Below are 21,002 nucleotides of genomic sequence, written 5' to 3'. Positions count from 1 at the left end.
TCGCAAGCCGGCCAGGGGCATCCATGCCGACGACCGGCGGGTCGTTCATCTTGACCAGGAGAGACACCATGTTCGAAAAGACCGAAGGCCGTGCCCAAAACCTCGCCGGCAAGGTCCAGGAAGCGGTCGGCGACGTGATCGGCGATCGCGGCACGCAATTCGAGGGACGCGCGCGCCAGGTCGCGGGCCGGATGCAGGAGTCCTATGGCGGCGCGCTCGACCAGTTGCGCGACGTGACTGCCAGCCAGCCGCTCGCCGCGCTGGCGACGGTGGCCGCCCTGAGCTTCGTGATCGGCGCACTCTGGTCGCGCCGCTGACGCGCCGCCTGCGCGAGCCCCCGGGCATGACCCGGCGGCCGCGCAATGGTCCGACCGCCGTTGCAGTCTGTCCGCACAGCTCCCGGCCACGATGCCGGGGAGGAACATCGATAACAAGCAAGGAACTGACATGAGCCGATATCTCTCGCCGGGCGACCCCGTGGTCGCCGTCTCCGCGACGCGAATTTCCTGGGGCGCCGTGTTCGCCGGGGTGCTGCTGGCCTCGATGACCTATCTGTTTCTGGGGGTGCTGGGCACGGCGCTGGGCGCCGGCAGCTTCGACCCGCTCGGCCAGCGCGATCCGTTCGCCGGCTTCGGTACCGGCGCCGGCATCTGGCTGGGTGTGTCCACCCTGATCTCGCTGGCGGTGGGCGCGTTCTTCGCCGGCCGCTCGGCGATCCGGCGCGGCGCCCTGCACGGGGTGCTCAGCGGATCGGTCTCGATCCTGGTCACGGTCTACCTGCTCGCGGGCCTGGCCGGCAGCGCGATCGGCGCGGCCTCGGGCCTGGCGAAGGCAGGCCTGTCGCTGGCCGGGCAGGGCGTGGCGGCTGCCGCGCCGGGGCTGGCCTCGGGGGTGGCCGGTGCCTTGCACAAGAACGGCGATTCGTTCGATTTCGCGAACTGGCAGGGCCGCCTGGATACCCTGCTGCGCCAGACCGGCAAGCCGGAGCTCGACCCGTCGAACCTGAAGCAGGGCGCCCGCGAGGCGATGAACGACGGCAAGGCGGCGGCCAGCGATGCCGCGGCCAATCCGCAGCAGGCCCCCGACGAATTGAGCGCCTGGTTCGCCAGCCTGCGGCAGCGTGCCAATCCGGCCTTGAATGCCGCCGACAAGACCGCGCTCGTCAACCTGATCATGGCGCGCACCGGGAAGAGCCGGGCGCAAGCCGAGCAGATCGCCGACAATTACGTGCAGGCCTATGACCAGGCGGTCGCGAAATACCAGGCCTTGAAGCAGCAGGCCGAGCAGCGGGCCCGCGAGGCCGGCGAGGTCGCGGCCAGGAAGGTCAGCCAGGCGGCCTGGGCCGGGGCGGCGCTGCTGCTGCTGGGTATGATCGTCTCGGGGCTGGCCGGTTTCGCCGGATGCCGCAGCAATCCGGATCGGGAAGCGGCCCGCGTCTGACGCTGACCCGCCCGCCGGCGGACGTTGCCGGCGGGCGACTTCATCAGGGAGGGAGTCGATGTTTTCCAGCTTGAGGAAATGGCAGAACGTGGCGCGATTCTCCGCGTCGCGCCTGAGCGACTACGCGAACCTCGCGGCCGTCGAACTGGAGATCGCCCGGCAGCGGCTCCTGCGCGACCTGATGCTTTATTCGCTGCTGGGGCTCAGCGCGATGTTCGGGCTGGCCTTCGTCTGCGTGGCCGTGATCGTGAGCGCGGCGAGCACGCCCTATCTGATCGAAACCACCTGGGCGGTGGCCGGCTTCTGGGTGCTGGTGGGCCTGGGCGCGTTCGTGGCGGTGCGCCGGCGCGATGCGGCCGGCACCTTCCAGGCGCTCCAGGACACCTGGCAGCGCGACATCGAGGCGATTCGGGAGAGCCTGCGATGACATCCCGATCCGATTCCGAAAGCCGTCCGCTGGCCCGTCGCGAGGCCCTGCTCGTCGACATGGCGCGATCCCGCGCCAGCCTCCTGCAAGCCAACGACAAGATCGCCGCCGCGCGGCGCCTGCCGCCGGGCGGTCGCACCGCGAGCCCCGTCGTCAGGCGCTCCGGCATCGACGGCGCGGCCGTGGCGACCGTTGCCGTCCTGCTCGCCGGCGCGCTGGTGCTGCGTCCGGGGCGCCTGCTGCGGCTCGCCATGCGCGCCGGGCTGAGCGGCGCGATCGAGCGCATCATGCGTGATGCGCTGGCCGGGCGACGGGGGCGCGAATCAAGCCGCGACTGACGACATCCGCCTCCTGACGAAATGTAAGACTGTTGCGTCGTCGATTCGATATCGATGATTCGAGCCGTGTTTTCCAGCGGAAATCCGCGAAAACCGGCTCGAAATCGCCAAAACCGTATCTGGGAGAGGTTCCGCTCCCGTCTCCATCCCCTCCCGCCCCGCCCCCGAATCGGTGCATGCGCGCACCGCTTTCGTGCCGGAACTGTTTCACTTCCGGACATAGCAAAAAGCTTTGCAAGACACACTAAAACGATATTTCTCATTTCTTTTCGGCTTCGCTAAATTTGCCTCACATCAAAGCGGGCCGGCCCGGAAGGGCTTGCCGCGGCACCGGCGCCAAGCTCGCCGCGCATTCGAAATTGATTCGGATATCGAAACAGGAACGGATTCGGGGCAGGGTGGCGGCAGCGATGCCGGCTGATGATCGCAGGGGTCCGGGCGAGCCCTGGACCGGACCAGCGCGGTTGCCCGCGCACGCAAGGAGACACCATCGTGAGCACCCCGGAGCGCAATGCGTCCCCGTTGATTGAGAAACACACGATCGGCTACGTGCCGCCCGAGGACCGCCACGGCAAGGTGCGCGACCTGTTCACGCTCTGGTTCGGCGGCAATATCGCGCCGCTGCCGATCGTGACCGGCGCGCTCGGCGTGCAGATCTTCCACCTGAACCTGTTGTGGGGCATCGTCGCGATCATCGTCGGCCAGGCGGTGGGCGGCGTGCTGATGGCGCTGCACTCGGCGCAGGGCCCGCAGATGGGCATCCCGCAGATGATCCAGAGCCGCGCGCAGTTCGGCTCCTGGGGCGCGCTGCTGGTCACCGTGATCGCAGGCGTGATGTACGTCGGCTTCTTCGCCTCGAACATCGTGCTGGCCGGCAAGTCGCTGCACGGCATCTCCTCGGCGGTGCCGCTGCCGGTGGGCATCGTGATCGGCGCGCTGGGCTCGGGCCTGATCGGCATCATCGGCTATCGCTTCATCCACATCCTCAACCGGATCGGCACCTGGGTGCTGGGCATCGGCATAGTGGTGGGCTTCTGGTACATCTTCACGCACGTCGGCACCGCCGATTTCCTGACGCGCGGCGGCTTCAACTTCGCCGGCTGGCTGGCCACCGTGTCGCTCTCGGCGCTCTGGCAGATCGCCTTCGCCCCCTACGTCTCCGACTATTCGCGCTACCTGCCGGCCGACGTGAAGGTGTCCTCGACCTTCTGGGCCACCTACCTGGGCTGCACCATCGGCTCGTCGCTGGCCTTCGTGTTCGGCGCGGTCGCGGTGCTGGCCGTGGCGCCGGGCGTCGACACGATGGACGCCGTCAAGCAGGCCACCGGCCCGTTCGGTTCGCTGATGCTGGTGCTGTTCCTGCTCAGCGTGATCAGCCACAACGCGCTGAACCTGTACGGCGCGGTGCTGTCCTCGATCACCTCGATCCAGACCTTCGCCTGGCGCTGGATTCCCACCGCCCGCGCGCGCGCCGTGTTCTCGATCGTGATCCTGGCCGCCTGCTGCTACTTCGCGATCGGCGTGTCGACCAACTTCGTGTCGAGCCTGGTGGACCTGGTGCTCGCGCTGCTGGTGGTGCTGGTGCCCTGGACGGCGATCAACCTGATCGACTTCTACGTGATCCACAAGGGCGACTACGACATCCAGTCGATCTTCCGCGTGGACGGCGGCATCTACGGCCGCTTCAACCCGCAGGCGCTGATCGCCTACGCGGTGGGCATCCTGGTGCAGATCCCGTTCATGAACACGCCGATGTACGCGGGCCCGGTGCCGGGTTACCTGGACGGCGCGGACCTGTCCTGGGTGATCGGGCTGGTGCTGACCTCGCCGCTGTACTACTGGCTGGCCACGCGCGACACGGCGTATCGCCGCCGCCAGGCCGATGCGCGGGCAACCGCCGGCGCCGCGCGCTGAGCGAGGACGCGTTAAAGAGGAAGGGCCCGTGCACGATGCACGGGCCCGCAATGACAAAGCCGCGTGGACCGAAAGGCCCACGCGGCTTTGTCGTTGTAGGGGCGATGCGGGCCGGCTCAGGCCTGCGCGCCGCTGGCCGAACGCTTGTCGAACAGGTAGTGCGCGACGCCCCATTCGCGGCCGTGCCGATAACCGAACAGCCCGGCCACCGCCATGTAGAACATGCGCCAGCGCTGGAACACGATCGGCGCGTCGTCCTCGCCAAAGGTCTCGCGCAGGATCGGCAGCACCTGCTCGTGGGCCGCGTCGAGCGAGGCCAGCCAGTGGTTGGCGGTGCGCTGGTAGTGCGTGCCGTCGAGCCACCATTGCTTCTCGACGCGCAGGTGATCCTGGAAGCGCAGCAGCAGGTCGGCCGAGGGCATGGTGCCGCCGCCGAAGAAGTGTCGCGACATCCAGTCGTTGCCGTCCTGCGCCGTGAAGTGATACGCGATCAGGCGGTGCGCGAACAGGTGTACGAACAGCTTGCCGTCGTCGCTCATCCAGTGCGAGATCTTCGCGAGCAGCGCGCGATAGTTCTTCATGTGCTCGAAGTTCTCGATCGACAGCACGCGGTCGAAGCCGGCGTCGCCGGCGGCGAATTCATAGGTGGCCACGTCCCCGATGACGATCTTCAGGTTGGTGATGCCGCGCGCGGCGGCGCGCTGCTCGATGAATTCGCGTTGCCGCGCCGAGTTGGTGAGCCCGACCACCTGCGACTGGCGATAGCGCTCGGCCAGCCACAGCGATTGCGCGCCCCAGCCGCAGCCGATATCGAGGATGCGCTGGCCGTCCACCAGCTCGGCGCGCTCGCCATACAACTCGAGCATCGCGTCCTCGGCATGCGCGAGCGTGTCCTCGCCCTGCGGGAAGTAGCAGCAGGACTGCTTCATGCGCGGGCCCAGATAGGCCTCGAAGAAGCTGGCCGGCATGTCGTGCAGTTCGCGGCTGGTGGTCTGCGCGTCGGCGATCAGCGGGGCGCGGTTCAGTTCCTCGACGAAGGCGTTCAGCGCGTCGATGCGCGCCACGTCGTCGTCGACGTGCTCGGCGCGCAGCTTCTGCCACAGCAGCGCGCTGATGCCGCCGCGGATCACCGAGTCGGAGATTCGCCCGCGCTCGCAATAGCGGATGAACCAGCCATCGGTGTCGGTGACGGACTTCGAGTCGAAGGTGGTCGCAGTCATGATCGTGGGCTCCGTTCGTAGGAATCGTTATGGTCGGCCGCCGGCGGCGGTCGCGGGATGGAGGAGGCCGGCGCGTCTCTCGGGCACGCCGGATGTCTGGCCCCGAATCGGCATCGCCGGGGCGGCGAAGATGCGGTTACGTGCGTTTGCAGCATGACGCGACAGCGCCGCCGTGGGCGGCCCGCGTCGATCGTCAGGAGCACTCAGGTTGCGGTGCGAAAAAAAATCGACCGCGGCAAACGCGGGGAAGGGCAAGGAGGGACAGGTCGGAGACAGGCCGCACGCCATCGGCGTGCTCGTCGCGCGGTTTGCATCGTGGGAAATGAAAACGCTACGCATCGCCTCTCCTGGCGGATGAATGCTTCCATTTTCATTAAGTCGGGCCGCAGGTCAATACGGGGGAATGCCCAGCCAGAAACGACAGGATTCGCGCGCGGCGTTGAGCGCGGTGAAACGCCGACAGGCGCCGGGAGGCCTCGGCCGGCGCGACTGCCAGCACTGCCATCGACTGCCACGATGCGGCCCGGCTGGCGGTTTTCGCCCGGCGGCCGCGCCGGCGCGGCCCGGCGCGATTAACAAAATCAAGGGCTTGCGACAGGCCCGGGCGGCGCGGCACATCTGGCACGCGACTTGTGTAGGGGAGCGCAGTTCATGTGCCCGCGTCAGCGCGGGCGATCGATTCCCCGAGGTCCGTCTTGCCCGATCGTTCCATCCTTTCTCGTCTCCCCGGCTTGTCGCCAGGCCGATCCCGCTTTCCAGCCGCTGCATCCGATTCCCTGGCGGGAGGGCGCGGATGACCATCGCCCTGATCCTCGGCGCGCTGGTGGGCGCGGTGCTCGGCCTGACCGGCGCGGGCGGCGGCATCCTCGCGGTGCCGGCCCTGGTGGCCGGGCTCGGCTGGACCATCCAGCAGGCCACGCCGGTGGCCCTGATCGCGGTGGCGGGCAGCGCCGCCATCGGCGCGCTGGAAGCGTTCCGGCGCCGGCTGGTGCGCTACCGCGCGGCGCTGCTGATGGCCGCCGCCGGCGTGCCGGCCACCTCGCTGGGCGTGCGCGCGGCGCAGGCGCTGCCCCAGCGGCTGCTGCTGGCGCTGTTCGCGGTGGTGATGCTGGTGGTGGCGGCGCGGCTCTGGCGGCAGGTGCGCGCCGGCCGCGCCGAGGCGGTCGATCATTCGCCGCTGTGCGTCGGCCATATGAACCCCGACACCGGGCGCCTGGCCTGGACGCCGGCCACCGCCGCCGCGCTGGCGGGCACCGGCGCCGTCACCGGCCTGATGACGGGCCTGCTCGGCGTGGGCGGCGGCTTCATCATCGTGCCGATGCTGCGCAAGCTGACCGACGTGCCGATGCACGGCGTGGTCGCCACCTCGCTGATGGTGATCGCGCTGGTGGGCACGGGCGGCATCGCCTCGACGATCGCGCATGGCACGCCGGTGCCGGTGGAGGTGGCGCTCTGGTTCAGCGCGACCACGGCGGCCGGAATGGTGGCGGGGCGCCTGGCTTCGCGGCGGCTCGCGGCGCGCCATGTGCAGACGGGTTTCGCCGTGGTGCTGACGCTGGTGGCGGCCGGCTTGCTGGCCAAGGCGGCGTTCGGCGCCTGAGGGCGGGCGGCGGGCGCGTGCCGGCTTGGGCCAAGCGAGCGCCGCCGCTGTATCATGCCGTCCCACGGGGGAACCGTGGGACGGTCGAGGTTGAAGGCACGGCCCGGGGTTCGAAGCAGGAACCATCACAATTCAAACGACCAACGGGCCAATGAAATTCTGGCTGATCAACGGGAAGGCCGAATCGATCCGATTCGGCGACGACAGCTTGGGAATCGAATCGCGTCGCCGCGTGCGTATTGCCGTCGGCGACGCCTTGTTTCTCGGCAACGGCATGGGCCATATCGAGCCGATGCTCTATGTGGTCGAGGCCGTGGAGATGAAGGAGCGCGACGCGGCGCCGGAGCTGCCGGAAGACTTCGCGCTGGGCTATCAGTTGCCGATCGAGGATGAGGGCAAGGTCTATCGCTATCGCTTCGAACTCGGGCGCAAGCTGGGGCTGGACCATCCGCTCGAACTCGACGATTTCCTCTACAGCCTCAGCTTCGTCAAGCGCCTGGAGGTGCCGGAACGGCATTTCCGCTTTCCGTTCCGCGAGATTCCCCAGGTCGACGCCGACGTGCTGCTCAACAATCGCATCTTCGTCTCGCGCACGGCCTTTTATTCGCTCTATTACGCCTTGCCGGCGCGCACGCGCATCGAGTTCGACCATCGCGAGGCATTGAACCCGTCCCGGCAGGCCAGCTACCGGGCGAGGCTCGAACGGCTGATCGGCTTCGTCGAGGCGCGCATCCTGCCGGTCGGCGAGATGCTGGTGGAGGCCAATGCGCAATGGCGGAAACTGCGCGCCGCCGAGCGCATCGGCACCTTCGACGCCGTGCATTTCGCCGACGAGGACACGCGCGGCAGCGCATCGGCGGGCCGCCAACTGCGCGCCTTCGAGGCGCTGTTTGCCGAGCTCGAGCCGCTGCCCGATGACGCCGCGAACCCGAACCGGATCGTGCTCGAGTCGCTGGACGATCTGCAGCGGCTGCCGCCGAGCTATCTCGACATCGACCTCGGCTCGGTCGACGGCGGTTTTCTCACGCAGCTGATGGCCTTCGTCTCCAGCGACGGCAATCGCACCAGCGAACTGAGCTTCGAACGGACCTTCGCCGCACGATGAAACGAATCGATCTGCTGAAACACCTGCGCGCCGTCAAACACACGCTCGCGGATGCCGCTGTCTGGAGCACCCACGCGGCGGTGGACACGGACCAGGATTCCTATGTCTTCGAATTCCTGTGTTTCCTGAACCTGTGCGCCGAGCTCGAGGCCGGTCACGAGCTCGAGGTGGTAACGCGCAAGAAGAAGGCGGTGTGGCCCAAGGGGCCGGCGCTCAAGTGCAATTTTTCCTACGCGAGGATCACGCCGAAGGCCGGCGGCGCGCACGAATACGATCTCAACCCCGGCATCAAGATCAGCGACCGCTACGGCAAGCTGCGCGCGCCCGATATCTCGATCACGGAAAAGACCGGCGATGCGACGCCGGCCTTCGGGCAGGTGACCGCGATCTGGGACGCGAAGTTCTCCGAGCGTGCCGGCTCGCCGATCGGCGACACCAACGTCAGCGACTTCCTCTACACGGCGCAGCAGCTCGGCTTCCCGCGCGTGCCGCCGGGGCCGTTCCACGGCGTGGGTGGCGGCGTTTATGCGCGCTCGGGGCTGATCACCAACGCGCAGCCGTCGAGCGAACCGGACCAGGTCTATGTGGATCACGGCATGCACGAAGTCAGCGGGTTTCCGCTGGCGATCGCGATGCGGCCGGCGTATCCGGCGGCGGTGACTGCCGGGGCGGCGGTGGCGGTAGTGGCGCCGCCGGCCCCCGTTGCGAACCCTGCCGCTGCTGCCCTCATGGCTCTCGGTGGTGGTGCGGTGGCTGCCGCTGCCGTTGCACCGGCTGCGGCGATGGCGGCGCCGTCGTCCGCCGGTGCGGTGGCGCCTGCGGCTGCTGTTGCTGCGCTATCGTCCGCCGGTGCGGCGGTGCCCGCGGCGGCTGCTGCGCCGTCGTCTGCCGGTGTGGCGGTTCCCGCGGCGGCGGCGGCGCCGTCGTCCACCAGTACGGTGGCGCCTGCGGCTGCTGCTGCGCCCTCGTCCGCCGGTGCGGCAGTGCCCACGGCGGCAGCGCCGGCGCCCTCGTCGCCGGCCTCGACCTAAGCGTCCTCGGTCGACGTCGAGGCCGCCGCCACGGGCGCGGCCACTGCCGCCGGCGGCGCCCCCGATACGCGTCGCACCAGGATCGCGGCCAGCAGCGGCGCGATCGCGAATACCGCGAACAGCCAGGCAGCCGCCTGCCGTGCGCCGTCCAGGCCACCCGGCTCGGTGAAGCCGCCGAGATTCGCGACCAGCCCGGCCAGCGCCGAGCCGATCGCCGTCGCGTAAAGCTGGACCGTGGTGAGCGAGGCGGAAGCGAGGTCTTCCTGGCCGGCGGGCGCGCGCGTCAGCACCTGCGTGAGCAGATGCGGCCAGCCCATCCCGACGCCGAGCCCGACCGCCACCAGCGCGCCGCACAGCGCCGCCATACCCGCGCCGGCGGCCAGCAGGCCCGGCACCGGCATCAGCAGCGCGAGCGCGAGCAAGGCCAGCGCGACCAGCACCGGCCCGCCGCGCATCAGCACGCGCGCCGCGCGCGGGCCGCGGCCCGAGCCGACCAGCGAGCCGATCGACCAGCCGGCCGCCATCAGGGCGCTCAGGTAGCCGGCCAGCAGCGGCGGCTGGGCATGGATCGTCTGCAGGAAATACGGCACGAAGATCTCGGTGGTCACGCCGATCCCGAGCAGGCTCATGCAGGCGTAGATCGCGCCGAGCGGCTGGCGCAGCGAATAGGCGCCGCTCGGCAGCAGTCTCACGCGCGGGTCGCGCTCCAGGCGCGCGATCCAGAGCGTGAGCGCGACGCCGACGGCGATGCCGGCCACGTTCGCCGCGGCGCTGCGCGACAGGCTCGCCACCGACACCACCAGCACCGAGGCGGCCAGCAGCAGGATCCGGCCGAGCGCGGCGGGCGCGGCCGGGACGCGTTGCGTCTGTCGTGCCGGCAGTTGCGTGATCACGATCAGGGCCAGCAGGGCCGCGATCGGCAGCAGGGCGAGGAAGGCCAGCCGCCAGTGGCCCGATTCGGCGAACAGGCCGCCGATCGCCGGGCCGCAGAGCGTGGCGATGCCCCACATGCCCGACACCATGCCCATGCCGCGCGACCAGAGCCGCGGCGCGAACACGATGCGGATCAGCGCGTAGCTGAGCGCGACCAGGATCCCGCCGCCGAAACCCTGCGCCACGCGCCCGGCCAGCATCCAGGGCATGTCGCGCGCGGCCGCGCAGGCCAGCGTGCCGGCGCAGAACACCGCCAGCGCGACCAGGTACGCGGCGCGCGGCCCGACCCGGGCCAGCAGGTTGGTCGACAAGGGCGCGCCGACGATCGAGGCCGCCATGAACAAGGTGGTGTTCCAGGCGTAGTACTCGAGGCCGCCGATCTCGTGCACGACCGAAGGCAGGATGGTGGTGGCGAGGTAGATGTTGATCGCGTGCAGTGCGACGCCGCCGGCCAGCGCGATCGAGCGCAGGCCGTTGCGGCCGGACAGCAGCTCGCCCCAGGAGGAGGTGGTGGTGGCCGGGCTCATCGCGCGGGCCGCCGGGCTGGACGATGGAGAACCGGAAATAGAAGGGAACGGGGCATGACAATCTCCCAGGCATTTTGTAAGAATCGCGCACATGATTTGCCTTGGTGGGTCAGTTAGTCAAGAATTCCCTTGTTTTATTCGGGTGAATATTGCGCTGGCTCCGATTGTTTCCCTGTTTTGAACAAGCTCCCTGATTGACAAGCGATCGATGGACGAATCCTTTCCGCAGCCCGCGCTGCCTGTTTCCGAGCGCGTGCTGAACGTATTGAAACGCCGCGGCCCGCAGCAATCGGCCGAGCTGGGTGCCTGCCTCGGCACCACCTCGGAGGCCGCGCGGCAGCAGTTGAAGAAGCTGGAGGCGGAGGGCCTGGTGGCGGCCGAGAACATGCCGCAGGGCGTCGGGCGGCCGGCGCGGGTCTGGCGGCTCACGGCGCTCGGGCACGGGCATTTCCCCGACGCGCATGCGGACATGACGGTCGACCTGATCCGCATCATCCGCGGCACGCTGGGCGAGCCCACGCTCGACCTGCTGATCCGCGCGCGCGAGGCCGAGACGCGCGAGAGTTATGCGCGCGCGCTGGCGGGCGTGACCGGGCTCGAGGCGCGCCTCGCGAAGCTGGCCGAGCTGCGCGATCGCGAGGGGTATTTCGCGGAATGGGCGCGCGCCGAGGACGGCGACGGCTGGCTGCTGATCGAAAACCATTGTCCGATCTGCGCGGCGGCCACCGCCTGCCAGGGGTTCTGCCGCTCGGAGCTGGAGATCTTTCGCGAGATGCTCGGCGACGCGGCCTCGATCGAGCGCGTCGAGCACGTGCCGGCGGGCGCGCGGCGCTGCGTCTATCGCGTGCGGGAGCGGGCCGCCGCCTGAGCGAGTTCGGGCGTTCGACGTTCGATCTCGCCGCGACGCCGACGAAAAAAAGCCGAAGGCGTGGCACGCCTTCGGCACTGAAATCCCGGACCGGTGGCCGGGCTCGCTCTGAAGCCTGTGTGAAGCCTGGGTATGAAGCCCGTGTCTGAAGCCGCCGCGACGGCCTAGAAGCGCACGAACTCGAAGTCGGCCGAGGTGCCTGCCGCCTGGCTGGCGAGATCGGACAGCGCGATCTTCCTGACCACCGACTCGTTCCACGGGTTGGTGTAATAGACCATGTTGCCGGGCACGTCGACGCGGATCACCGCGAAGGCATGGCCGTCGCCCTTGGACCAGTCGCCGTGCCGGTCGGGCTTGCCGCCGAACACCATCGCCACGCGCGAGCCGAGCTCGTCGGCGTGCTGGCCGAGGAAGCCGACGATGTCCTGGCTGCTGCTGTCGCGATCTGCCAGGCGCGCATGCGTGCCGTAGCCGCCGGCCAGCACCGCCATCACCTTGTTGGTCGGCAGCGAGCCCTTGGCCGGGTCGAGATGGAAATACTGGAACATCGCGCCGACGATGGCGGCCGCCGCCGGATCGCCGGTGCCGTATTGGTCGAGGCTGTCGGCCGCGAGCGTGTAGGTGCGCGACGGATCGCCGGGCAGGCTGACGCTGTAGCGGTCGCGGCCGAGCTGGCGCACGGCGCGATGCAGGATGTCCTTGCCGGTCGGCGTGGTCGAGAAGGCCTTGACCACCGAGATGCCGACGCAGTCGCCCTCGTGCTTCTGCACCAGGTTGATGCCGATCGGTGCCGCGATCGACGCGCCGGGCAGCGTGCTCGGGTCCCAGGGGCCCGATTGCAGCGCGTTGCCGGCGGCCGCGTCGCGTTGCAGCGCGCGAATGCTGCCGGCCGCGCTGAAGCTGCCGTCGCCGAGCGAGGCGACGATGTTGCGGGTGTCGGTGACCAGCGCGTCGCGGGCGCTGCCGTCGCGCTTGAGCGCGGCGAGGAACAGCGCCGAGGCGCGCGTGAGCTCGGTGCGCTGGGCCGGGTCGGACAGCGCGGCGGGGCTGTGCTGCAGCACCTCGAGCAGGCGGCGGTAATTGCGCTCGACGTCGCTCAGGTGGGTGGCCGGCTCGGCGCCGGCCGGCAGGCTGGCGAGCAGGGCCATCGTGCCGGCCAGGCAGGCGCCGAGCAGGGCGCCGGCGAGCCGGCGGCGGGCGGTGCTGCGCGTAGGTTTCATCAAACTGCGCTCCGAAGCGGGGGAGACGTCGGGGATGACGCTCCGTTCAGAGGCAGAACGCCCGGCGGGGCGCGCTTATTCCGTCGATCGACAGGCGGCCCGGCGGCGCCGGGCGAGGTTCAGCCCGCGGCCTCGATCGGCGTCACGTTCGGCAGCAGCGCGGCCTGCCCGCGCCAGGTGCCGTCGGCATCGCTCAGTTGCCAGACCGTCACGCCCTCGATCCAGAAGCGCTCGCCCGACTTGGCGATGCGGATGCCGCGATAGTTGTCGACATAACCGTGCGCGCCCACCTGGTCGAGGAAGGCCTGGCGCTCGCTGCGCTCGGGCGCCTCGGCCGACAGGCGCGAGGGCAGCGAGGTCAGCTCCTGCCAGTCGTAGCCGAAGATGGCCTGCGCGCGCTGGTTGCCGTAGACGAACACCGGATCGGCCTCGGTGTTGTGCGCGAGGATGCCGAATGGGGCGCTTTCGTAGAGCCAGGCCGCGCGTGCCTCGGCGGGCACGCTGTCGGGCACCAGCGGCTTGCCGAGCAGGCGGCGATAGCTGTCGGCCAGGAGGGCGAAGAATTCGGGATCGGTACTGCGCGACAGCGGGGCGGGGGTGGGCTGGGTCATACCTGTGAGGCGACGGGGCGTGGATGGAGGAAACCGGCGCACCCGGAGCGGGCGCGAGGCGGCGAAGCTTGGGGCATTGTAGGCGACAAACGCGCGCCGCGTCGGCGCCGTGCCCGAGCTTGGCGGGGACGACGCGAAGCGGCGTCGCGCGGCGCGATCCGTTATGATCGAAAGCCCTTTTTGCCCGGTCCGACCATGTCCTTTTCCCCCCGCGCCTACCTGTTCGACTTCGACCTGACGCTCGCCGATTCGAGCGATGCGATCTGTTTCTGCGCCGCCGCCGCGCTCGGCGACATGGGGCAGGCGGTGCCCCCGCGCGAGCGCATCGAGGACTCGATCGGGCTGACGCTCGAGCAGACCTTCGCATTCCTGAGCGGCAACGAGGATGCGGCGTTGGCCGCCAGCTACCGGACCCGCTTCGTCGCGCATGCCGACCGGGTGATGGTGGGCATGACGCGCTTCTACCCGGACGCGGTCGCGCTGCTGGCCGAGCTGCATGCGCGGCGGATCCCGGTCGCGATCGTCTCGACCAAGTACCGCTACCGGATCGAGCAGATCCTGCGCCATCTCGATCTCGCCCAACTGGTGACGGTGATCGTCGGCCACGAGGATGTCGGCCGGCACAAGCCCGATCCCGAAGGCTTGCTCAAAGCGCTGGACCTGCTCGGCGTGAAGGCCGACGAGGCGCTCTACGTCGGCGATCACACGGCCGACCAGCAGGCCGCGGCGGCGGCCGGCACGCGCTTCGTCGGCGCGGTGACGGGGAAGATCTCGAGCGCGCAATGGCGCGAGCGCGGGTGCCGCGCGATCGAGCGGGAGCTGGGGGAGGTGTTGGAGATGGGGGCGGAGGGCTGAGCCGGATTCCGATCGCGATGTGCTTGTTCTGGATTCGTCATGCTGGCCGATTGACTCGAGCGAGCCGTGCCATTTCCCCTCGAAACCACGAAGTCCACGTTCCGAGCCTCGACGCCAAACAGAAAAAATTTTGAGGTCTGAACGACGCAATCCCTGCTTTTTCCGCCTGGTGAAGCTTGCAATACTCGCTGCAACGCCGGAAACCAAGCGATTCCCGCAGCACGCTCCGGCGGACCGTACCTGAGCCGATCCAGGTACCGACGAAGCGCGTCCGTCAGAGACGCGCTCGCAAGACGGCGCGCCTCGACCGGGCGCGCGCCGGCACACGGAGACAAGCGAATGTCGACTCACCCCGCGATACCCATGGGGGCGGCCCGGCCGTCCGCCGACGCGACCTTCCGGCGGGCAGCCTGGCGCTTCATGCCGCTGCTGTTCATCTGCTACGTGGTCGCCTACCTCGATCGCGTCAACGTCGGTTTCGCGAAGCTGCAGATGCTCGGCGACCTGCATTTCAGCGAGGCGGTGTACGGCTTCGGCGCGGGCCTGTTCTTCGTCGGCTATTTCTTCTTCGAGGTGCCCAGCAACCTGCTGCTGCACCGCCTCGGCGCGCGCCGCTGGATTGCGCGGATCATGGTGAGCTGGGCGGTGCTCTCGCTGGTGACGGCCTGGGTCACCACGCCCACCATGTTCTACGTGGTGCGCTTCCTGCTCGGCGTGGCCGAGGCCGGCTTCTTCCCCGGCATGATCCTCTACCTGACCTACTGGTTCCCCTCGCACCGGCGCGGCAAGATGGTGGCCGTGCTGATGGCCGGCAATCCCGTGTCGGGCATCGTCGGCGGGCCGCTGTCGGGCTACATCATGCATGCCTTCAACGGCGCGGCCGGCCACGCCGGCTGGCAGTGGCTGTTCGTGGTGGAGGCGCTGCCGGCGATCGTGCTGGGCGTGGTGATCTATTTCTTCCTCGACGATCGCGTCGAGCAGGCCAGGTGGCTCAGCGAGCACGAGAAGGCCGTGATCGCCGACGAGGTGGGCAGCGATGCCGCCGTGCGCACGCACGGCTCGGTGGGCGCGGTATTCGGCTCGGCGCGCGTCTGGCTGCTGTGCCTGATCCTGTTCGGGATCGTGATGGGCTCCTACGCGATCGGCTTCTGGCAGCCCACCATCATCCGCAACTCGGGCGTGGCCGACCCGTTCATGGTCGGGCTGCTGACCGTGATCCCCTATGCCTGCGCGCTGGTGGCGATGCTGCTGGTGGGCCGCCACGCCGATCGCACCCGCGAGCGCCGCTGGCACGTCGGCGCGCCGGCGCTGCTGGCCGCCGCCGGCTTCTGCCTGTGCGCGTTCGGCGGCAACTCGCTGACGCTGGCGATGATCGGCCTGACGCTGGCCACGGTCGGCGTGATCTGCGCGCTGCCGATGTTCTGGGCGCTGCCCACCTCGTTCCTCGGCGGCACGGGCGCCGCCGCCGGCATCGCGTTGATCAACTCGACCGGCAACCTGGCCGGCTTCGTCAGCCCCGCCGCGATCGGCTGGCTCAAGACGCAGACCCACACGCTGTCCTCGGGCCTCTATCTGGTGGCCGGCACGCTGACGCTGTCGGCGCTGCTGATCGTCGTCTTCCTGCCCGCGCGGATCGTCAACCGATGAAAGCATCGCGCCAGCCGCGCCGCGCCGGCCCCGTTCCCGATCTCCAGGAAATCCAGGCATGAACGCTTCTTCCCTCCCTCGCCTGCGCGGCGTCCTCGCGCCCGTGCTCACGCCGTTTCGCGAGGATCTCGCGCCCGACGCCGAGGCCTTCGTCGAACACTGCCGCTGGCTCGTCGCGAGCGGCGCGGGCCTGGCGATCTTCGGCACCAATTCGGAGGCGAACTCGCTGTCGGTGGGCGAGCGCATCGAGCTGACCGAGGCGCTGCTCGCGGCCGGCGTGCCCGCCGCGCGGATGATGCCGGGCACCGGCACCTCGGCCCTGCCCGACACGGTGCGGCTTACGCGGCACGCGGTGCGGGCCGGCGCGGCCGGCGTGCTGATGCTGCCGCCGTTCTTCTACAAGCCGCTCGGCGAGGACGGCCTGTTCGCTTACTACTCGGAGGTGATCGAGCGGGTGGGCGACGCGCGGCTCGCGCTGTACCTCTATCACATCCCCGCGCTGTCGGGCGTGCCGATCACGCCGGCGCTGATCGAGCGACTGGTGCGCCGCTACCCGAAGACGATCGCCGGCGTGAAGGATTCCTCGGGCGACTGGGACAACACGCGCGCGATGATCGAGCGCTTCGCGGCCGACGGCCTGGATATCTTCCCGGCCAGCGAGGCCCTGCTCGGCGCGGCGCTGCCGATCGGCGGCGCGGGCTGCATCAGCGCGACCGCCAACCTGAACCCGGCCGCCATCGCGCGGCTCTGCGCGCTGGGCGGCGATGGCGGTGCCGAGGCGCGGGCGCAGCAACAGGCGGTGACGGCGATCCGCAAGATCTTCCAGTCGCGGCCCATGATTCCGGCGATGAAGGCCACGCTCGCGCACTGGCGCGGCGCCGAGCGCTGGCGCATCGTGCGTCCGCCCCTGATGGCCCTCGACGCGGCGGCCGCCGCGCAGTTGCGGGCCGAGCTCGACGCGGCCGGCTTCGCGATGCCGGGCGTGGCGCCCGCGCAGCGGGCCTGAGCGCGCGAAACGAAACACGCAGCACTCCAAAGGAGGCGCGAGCCCTTCGAGGCCCGCGCCACAGGCAACACCAGCGACACCAGCAAGGAATACATGATGGACGATCGATCCTCCGAGCAGACGAAGCGCAATCCAGGCGACGACGAAGCCACCGGCATGAAGCGCGGCCTCACCTCATACGGCGACGCCGGCTTTTCGCTGTTCCTGCGCAAGGCCTTCATCAAGGGCGCGGGCTATACCGACCAGGCGCTCGACCGTCCCGTGATCGGCATCGTCAACACCGGCAGCGGCTTCAATGCCTGCCACGGCAACATGCCCCAGCTGATCGAGGCGGTGAAGCGCGGCGTGATGCTGGCCGGCGGCCTGCCGGTCGACTTCCCGACCATCTCGATCCACGAGAGCTTCGCCTCGCCGACCTCGATGTACCTGCGCAACCTGATGTCGATGGACACCGAGGAGATGATCCGCGCGCAGCCGATGGACGCGGTGGTGCTGATCGGCGGCTGCGACAAGACCGTGCCCGCGCAACTGATGGGCGCCGCCTCGGCCGGCATCCCGGCGATCCAGCTGGTGACGGGCGCGATGCTGACCGGCTCGCATCGCGGCGAGCGGGTGGGCGCCTGCACCGATTGCCGCCGCTACTGGGCGAAGTTCCGCGCCAGCGAGATCGACGAGACGGAAGTGGCCGACGTCAACAACCAACTGGTGGCGAGCGTGGGCACCTGCTCGGTGATGGGCACCGCCAGCACCATGGCCTGCATCGCCGAGGCGCTCGGCATGACGGTGCCCGGCGCGGCCACGCCGCCCGCGGTGACCGCCGACCGGATCCGCGCGGCCGAGGAAACCGGCACGGCGGCCGTGAAGCTGGCGGCCGAGCGGCTCACCATCGACCGCGTGCTGACGCCGAAGGCCTTCGACAACGCGCTGCGCGTGCTGCTGGCGATCGGCGGCTCGACCAATGCGATCGTGCATTTGGCCGCGATCGCCGGGCGCCTGGGCCATCGCATCGACCTGGACGCGCTCGACGGCATGGGCCGCGAGACGCCGGTGCTGCTCGACCTCAAGCCCACCGGGCAGCACTACATGGAGGACTTCCACAAGGCCGGGGGCGTGGCCACGCTGCTGCGCGAGCTCAAGCCGCTGCTGCACCTCGATGCGCTGACGGTGACCGGCGAGACGCTCGGCGAGCGGATCGAGGCGAGCGGCTCAGGCTTCGAGCAGGACGTGGTGCGCCCCTTCGCGCGGCCGATCTATCCGCAGGGCGGCCTGGCGGTGCTGCGCGGCAACCTCGCGCCGGGCGGCGCGATCATCAAGCAGTCGGCCGCCGATCCGCGGCTGATGGAGCACGAAGGGCGCGCGGTGGTGTTCGAGAGCATCGAGGACCTGGTGGCGCGGATCGACGACGAGGCGCTCGACGTGAGCGCCGACGACGTGCTGGTGCTCAAGCGGATCGGACCGCTGGGCGCGCCGGGCATGCCCGAGGCCGGCTACATCCCGATCCCGCGCAAGCTCGCGCGGGCCGGCGTGAAGGACATGGTGCGGATCTCGGACGGCCGCATGAGCGGCACCGCGTTCGGCACCATCGTGCTGCACGTGACGCCCGAATCGGCGATCGGCGGGCCGCTGGCCCATGTGCGCAGCGGCGACCGGATCCGCCTGAGCGTGGCGCGGCGCGAAGTGTCGGTGCTGGTATCCGACCAGGAACTGGCGCGGCGCGCGGCCGAGACGCCGATCGAGCGGCCGAGCGCCGAGCGCGGTTATCGCAAGCTGTTCCTGCAGACGGTCACGCAGGCCGACGAAGGCGTCGACTTCGATTTCCTGCGCGCCGCGAGCCTGCAGGCCGGGGCCAAGGAGCGCGACCCGCGATGAGCCGGCCGGAACGTCCCCATGTGCTGCGGATCGGCGAATTCCCGGCCGAGCTGCAGCAGGCGATCGACGCGGAGCTGCAATGCCACGTCGAGGCGGACCTGGCGCGCGACGCGGCGCTGGCCGGCCGGATCCGCGCGATCGTCACGCGCAGCCGGTATCCCGTCGCGCCGGCCTGGCTCGAGCGTCTGCCGGCGCTGCGCATCATCGCCACCTCGGGCGTCGGCTACGACGCGATTCCGCTGGCGGCGGCGCGCGAGCATGGCGTGGTGGTCACCAATACGCCGGGCGTGCTCGACGCGGCCGTCGCGGAGCTGGCGGTGGGCCTGCTGCTGGCGCTGCTGCGCGAGATTCCGGCGATGGACCGCCACGTGCGCTCCTCCGACTGGACCCGCGCGGCCTATCCCCTGACCACGGGGCTGGCCGGCAAGCGCGTCGGCATCGTCGGGCTCGGGCGCATCGGCGCGGAGATCGCGAAGCGGCTCCCGCCGTTCGGCGTCGAACTCGCCTATTGCGGCCGCGAGCCGAAGCCGGTGCCGTATCTCCACTTCCGCGAGGCGGCGGCGCTGGCGCGGCACGCCGAGATCCTGATCGTCAGTTGCCCCGGCGGCGCGGCCACGCGTCGCCTGATCGACGCCGACGTGCTGGAGGAGCTCGGCCCCGACGGATTCCTTGTCAATGTCTCGCGCGGCTCGGTGGTCGACGAGGCCGCGTTGGCCAGTGCACTGGCGCGCGGCACGATACGCGGCGCGGCGCTCGACGTGTTCGAGGCCGAGCCGCTGGCGGATTCGCCGCTGATGTCGATGCCCAACGTGGTGCTGGCGCCGCATGCGGGTTCGGCCACGCACGAGACGCGCCGCACCATGCTGCGGCTGATGCTCGACAACGTGCATCGCGTGCTGGCGGGGGAGGCGCCGTTGACGCCGGTGTGATGCGCGCGTGTCGATGCCGACGGCTCAGTCACCGCCGTCGCGTTCGGGACTGAACAACTCGGCCGCTTCGTGCGCGAAGGCCTGCGCGAGCGGCAGGCGCGGCGTGTGCCGCGCGATGATCATGCCGATGCGCCTGACCGGCGCGCGATCGGGCAGGGCGATCCGCGCGATCGCCAGGCCGCTGGTCCACAGCGAGGGCCAGTCCGGCAGCAACGACACGCCGAGTCCCTTGTCCACCAGCGCCGCGATTGCCAACAGGCCGTCGATCTCCAGGCGCTGCCTCGGATGCAGATCGTGGTCGCGCAGGTAGCGCTCGACCAGTTGGCCGCCGAGCACGCTGCGGTCGTAGCGGATGAAGGGCTCGGCGCGCAGCAGCTCGTGCGCGTCGCGCCCCGCCATGCTTGCGGGCGCAACCACCACCAGCGGTTCCTCGGTGAGGATGCGCCATTCGCAGGTCTTGGGGATGGTGAACTGCGGCTCGACGACGATCGCGATATCCAGCTCCCCCGTGCCCACCTTCCTGCACAACTCCACCGAGGCGCCGGGTTCGACGAAGATCCGGAAGCCCGGATAAGCCGCGTAGACACGCTGCAGCAGCGAAGGCAGCAGGCTGACCATCGCCGAGACGAACACGCCCACGCGCAGTTCGCCGAGCTCGGTGCGGCCGTCCTGCGCGACCGCCTGCATGTCGCGCACCGAGCGCAGCACCGCATGCGCGCTGTCGAGGATCTTCAGGCCCTCGGCGGTCGGCACCACGCGTCGCCCCGAGCGGCGCACCAGTTGCGCGCCGAGCGCTTCCTCCAGCGAATGGATGCGTGCCGACACCGCCGTGGCGGTCAGGTCGAGCCGGCGCGCGGCCTCGGCGATCGAACCGCATTCCAGCACCGCGACGAAGCTCTGCACGTAACGAATGTCCATGGCGCATTGTAGGGGCGGGGCGGAACCGCTTCCATCGGTGTCAGTGCTGACGCGCGGGTTCGCGCGGGCCGCGACCGGAACCGGTTCGCCCGGCTATCGCGATGGATGCCGCTTTACCGGCGCCATTCAGCCTGCCGTCGATGATCGCGTTTATCTTTAATCGAATCGTGGTCAATTGCCATAAATAAAAGAATCCGCATTGGCAGCGCAATCGACGCGAAATGGAATGGATTCGTTCCTGCCGCGCCATAAGCGACAAGGCGATGCGGCCGGTATTTCATGCCGCTTCATCGGCATGCGGCGGTCATTTTGTTAATAGAGGATTTCAACGAAAGAAGTATCGAAAATAATTCGCAATCTCCAAGAAAATATTCTGTAATATGTCCGACACTTCCGCGGGCTGCACGAGAATCCGGCCGACACAATCGGTACGCATCGCTGCCGCGGCACCATCGACGTTTCGATCCATCGAGGGGTATCAGATGACGATGCAAGCAAGCGGCCAATCCCCGGTTTCCTCCGTCCGCCCGCCGCCTTCCGGCAC

19 protein-coding genes are annotated in these 21,002 nt (G+C 69.5%); 14 read left to right on the top strand and 5 right to left on the bottom strand.

All coding sequences use genetic code 11. The features are described 5' to 3' along the window. Positions 1 to 68 precede the first annotated feature (68 nt). From BM43_RS11745 to BM43_RS11725, 5 genes are all read left to right on the top strand, one after another. Positions 69 to 317: a CsbD family protein gene (locus tag BM43_RS11745; RefSeq protein WP_013691289.1), complete on the top strand. Its 249-nt coding sequence runs from the start codon at positions 69 to 71 to the stop codon at positions 315 to 317. A gap of 130 nt (positions 318 to 447) precedes the next feature. Further along, a complete protein-coding gene (locus tag BM43_RS11740; protein ID WP_042284019.1) occupies positions 448 to 1,440 on the top strand; it encodes a YrzE family protein in 993 nt (330 codons plus the stop codon). An 88-nt stretch (positions 1,441 to 1,528) separates the two neighbouring features. After that, positions 1,529 to 1,867 carry a phage holin family protein gene (locus BM43_RS11735; RefSeq protein WP_226284759.1) on the top strand — a complete coding sequence of 113 codons (339 nt, stop codon included), beginning with the start codon at positions 1,529 to 1,531 and terminating at the stop codon, positions 1,865 to 1,867. Further along, complete coding sequence (locus BM43_RS11730) at positions 1,864 to 2,205, top strand: hypothetical protein (RefSeq protein WP_036055468.1); 342 nt, start codon at positions 1,864 to 1,866, stop codon at positions 2,203 to 2,205. The genes BM43_RS11735 and BM43_RS11730 overlap by 4 nt, the downstream gene beginning before the upstream one ends. A gap of 492 nt (positions 2,206 to 2,697) precedes the next feature. Further along, positions 2,698 to 4,119 (top strand): purine-cytosine permease family protein, encoded by a 1,422-nt coding sequence (locus BM43_RS11725; RefSeq protein ID WP_088555590.1) that lies wholly within the window; start codon positions 2,698 to 2,700, stop codon positions 4,117 to 4,119. Positions 4,120 to 4,235: 116 nt separating this feature from the next. Here the strand turns inward: BM43_RS11725 and BM43_RS11720 are convergent, their stop codons facing one another. Further along, positions 4,236 to 5,339, bottom strand: a complete 1,104-nt coding sequence (locus BM43_RS11720) for an SAM-dependent methyltransferase (protein ID WP_013691284.1) — start codon at positions 5,337 to 5,339, stop codon at positions 4,236 to 4,238. Positions 5,340 to 6,132: 793 nt separating this feature from the next. Between BM43_RS11720 and BM43_RS11715 the strand changes: the two genes are divergently transcribed. From BM43_RS11715 to BM43_RS37495, 3 genes are all read left to right on the top strand, one after another. Further along, positions 6,133 to 6,939 (top strand): sulfite exporter TauE/SafE family protein, encoded by an 807-nt coding sequence (locus BM43_RS11715; protein ID WP_013691283.1) that lies wholly within the window; start codon positions 6,133 to 6,135, stop codon positions 6,937 to 6,939. 151 nt (positions 6,940 to 7,090) lie between these two features. Beyond that, complete coding sequence (locus BM43_RS11710) at positions 7,091 to 8,044, top strand: hypothetical protein (RefSeq protein WP_036055469.1); 954 nt, start codon at positions 7,091 to 7,093, stop codon at positions 8,042 to 8,044. Next, on the top strand, positions 8,041 to 9,075 hold the full coding sequence (locus tag BM43_RS37495; protein WP_052409093.1) for a hypothetical protein: 1,035 nt from the start codon (positions 8,041 to 8,043) through the stop codon (positions 9,073 to 9,075). The genes BM43_RS11710 and BM43_RS37495 overlap by 4 nt, the downstream gene beginning before the upstream one ends. Here the strand turns inward: BM43_RS37495 and BM43_RS11700 are convergent. Then, on the bottom strand, positions 9,072 to 10,535 hold the full coding sequence (locus BM43_RS11700; RefSeq protein WP_036055470.1) for an MFS transporter: 1,464 nt from the start codon (positions 10,533 to 10,535) through the stop codon (positions 9,072 to 9,074). The genes BM43_RS37495 and BM43_RS11700 overlap by 4 nt on opposite strands. Positions 10,536 to 10,743: 208 nt before the next feature. Between BM43_RS11700 and BM43_RS11695 the strand changes: the two genes are divergently transcribed. Then, a complete protein-coding gene (locus BM43_RS11695) occupies positions 10,744 to 11,403 on the top strand; it encodes a helix-turn-helix transcriptional regulator (RefSeq protein WP_036055471.1) in 660 nt (219 codons plus the stop codon). A gap of 164 nt (positions 11,404 to 11,567) precedes the next feature. Here BM43_RS11695 and BM43_RS11690 read toward each other — a convergent pair whose 3' ends face one another. Beyond that, entirely contained in the window at positions 11,568 to 12,623 is a 1,056-nt protein-coding gene (locus BM43_RS11690; protein WP_088555591.1) for a hypothetical protein, read from the bottom strand. A gap of 119 nt (positions 12,624 to 12,742) precedes the next feature. After that, a complete protein-coding gene (locus BM43_RS11685) occupies positions 12,743 to 13,210 on the bottom strand; it encodes an MEKHLA domain-containing protein (protein WP_172535065.1) in 468 nt (155 codons plus the stop codon). A gap of 219 nt (positions 13,211 to 13,429) precedes the next feature. Between BM43_RS11685 and BM43_RS11680 the strand changes: the two genes are divergently transcribed. From BM43_RS11680 to BM43_RS11660, 5 genes are all read left to right on the top strand, one after another. After that, on the top strand, positions 13,430 to 14,089 hold the full coding sequence (locus BM43_RS11680) for an HAD family hydrolase (protein WP_036055473.1): 660 nt from the start codon (positions 13,430 to 13,432) through the stop codon (positions 14,087 to 14,089). Positions 14,090 to 14,428: 339 nt separating this feature from the next. Then, positions 14,429 to 15,736: an MFS transporter gene (locus BM43_RS11675; RefSeq protein WP_036055474.1), complete on the top strand. Its 1,308-nt coding sequence runs from the start codon at positions 14,429 to 14,431 to the stop codon at positions 15,734 to 15,736. A gap of 58 nt (positions 15,737 to 15,794) precedes the next feature. Beyond that, on the top strand, positions 15,795 to 16,742 hold the full coding sequence (locus BM43_RS11670; RefSeq protein WP_036055475.1) for a dihydrodipicolinate synthase family protein: 948 nt from the start codon (positions 15,795 to 15,797) through the stop codon (positions 16,740 to 16,742). 96 nt (positions 16,743 to 16,838) lie between these two features. Then, a complete protein-coding gene (locus tag BM43_RS11665; RefSeq protein ID WP_017919548.1) occupies positions 16,839 to 18,611 on the top strand; it encodes an IlvD/Edd family dehydratase in 1,773 nt (590 codons plus the stop codon). Next, positions 18,608 to 19,540, top strand: a complete 933-nt coding sequence (locus BM43_RS11660) for a 2-hydroxyacid dehydrogenase (RefSeq protein WP_045577450.1) — start codon at positions 18,608 to 18,610, stop codon at positions 19,538 to 19,540. Before BM43_RS11665 ends, BM43_RS11660 begins: the two co-directional genes overlap by 4 nt. 24 nt (positions 19,541 to 19,564) lie before the next feature. On the opposite strand, the gene BM43_RS11655 is transcribed toward BM43_RS11660, so the two are convergent. Next, positions 19,565 to 20,458, bottom strand: a complete 894-nt coding sequence (locus tag BM43_RS11655; RefSeq protein WP_013691274.1) for a LysR family transcriptional regulator — start codon at positions 20,456 to 20,458, stop codon at positions 19,565 to 19,567. Positions 20,459 to 21,002 lie beyond the last annotated feature (544 nt).

Source organism: Burkholderia gladioli, from assembly GCF_000959725.1.
In the GTDB taxonomy this organism is placed as follows: domain Bacteria; phylum Pseudomonadota; class Gammaproteobacteria; order Burkholderiales; family Burkholderiaceae; genus Burkholderia; species Burkholderia gladioli.
The sequence above is the reverse complement of the archived record's forward strand: the minus strand, read 5'-3'. Positions and strand labels throughout refer to the sequence as shown.

Coding starts and splice junctions, on each gene's coding strand:
- BM43_RS11745 (WP_013691289.1), top strand. CDS start 69: ATGTTCGAAAAGACCGAAGGCCGTGCCCAAAACCTCGCCGGCAAGGTC.
- BM43_RS11740 (WP_042284019.1), top strand. CDS start 448: ATGAGCCGATATCTCTCGCCGGGCGACCCCGTGGTCGCCGTCTCCGCG.
- BM43_RS11730 (WP_036055468.1), top strand. CDS start 1,864: ATGACATCCCGATCCGATTCCGAAAGCCGTCCGCTGGCCCGTCGCGAG.
- BM43_RS11720 (WP_013691284.1), bottom strand. CDS start 5,339: ATGACTGCGACCACCTTCGACTCGAAGTCCGTCACCGACACCGATGGC.
- BM43_RS11715 (WP_013691283.1), top strand. CDS start 6,133: ATGACCATCGCCCTGATCCTCGGCGCGCTGGTGGGCGCGGTGCTCGGC.
- BM43_RS11710 (WP_036055469.1), top strand. CDS start 7,091: ATGAAATTCTGGCTGATCAACGGGAAGGCCGAATCGATCCGATTCGGC.
- BM43_RS37495 (WP_052409093.1), top strand. CDS start 8,041: ATGAAACGAATCGATCTGCTGAAACACCTGCGCGCCGTCAAACACACG.
- BM43_RS11700 (WP_036055470.1), bottom strand. CDS start 10,535: ATGAGCCCGGCCACCACCACCTCCTCCTGGGGCGAGCTGCTGTCCGGC.
- BM43_RS11695 (WP_036055471.1), top strand. CDS start 10,744: ATGGACGAATCCTTTCCGCAGCCCGCGCTGCCTGTTTCCGAGCGCGTG.
- BM43_RS11690 (WP_088555591.1), bottom strand. CDS start 12,623: ATGAAACCTACGCGCAGCACCGCCCGCCGCCGGCTCGCCGGCGCCCTG.
- BM43_RS11680 (WP_036055473.1), top strand. CDS start 13,430: ATGTCCTTTTCCCCCCGCGCCTACCTGTTCGACTTCGACCTGACGCTC.
- BM43_RS11675 (WP_036055474.1), top strand. CDS start 14,429: ATGTCGACTCACCCCGCGATACCCATGGGGGCGGCCCGGCCGTCCGCC.
- BM43_RS11670 (WP_036055475.1), top strand. CDS start 15,795: ATGAACGCTTCTTCCCTCCCTCGCCTGCGCGGCGTCCTCGCGCCCGTG.
- BM43_RS11665 (WP_017919548.1), top strand. CDS start 16,839: ATGGACGATCGATCCTCCGAGCAGACGAAGCGCAATCCAGGCGACGAC.
- BM43_RS11660 (WP_045577450.1), top strand. CDS start 18,608: ATGAGCCGGCCGGAACGTCCCCATGTGCTGCGGATCGGCGAATTCCCG.
- BM43_RS11655 (WP_013691274.1), bottom strand. CDS start 20,458: ATGGACATTCGTTACGTGCAGAGCTTCGTCGCGGTGCTGGAATGCGGT.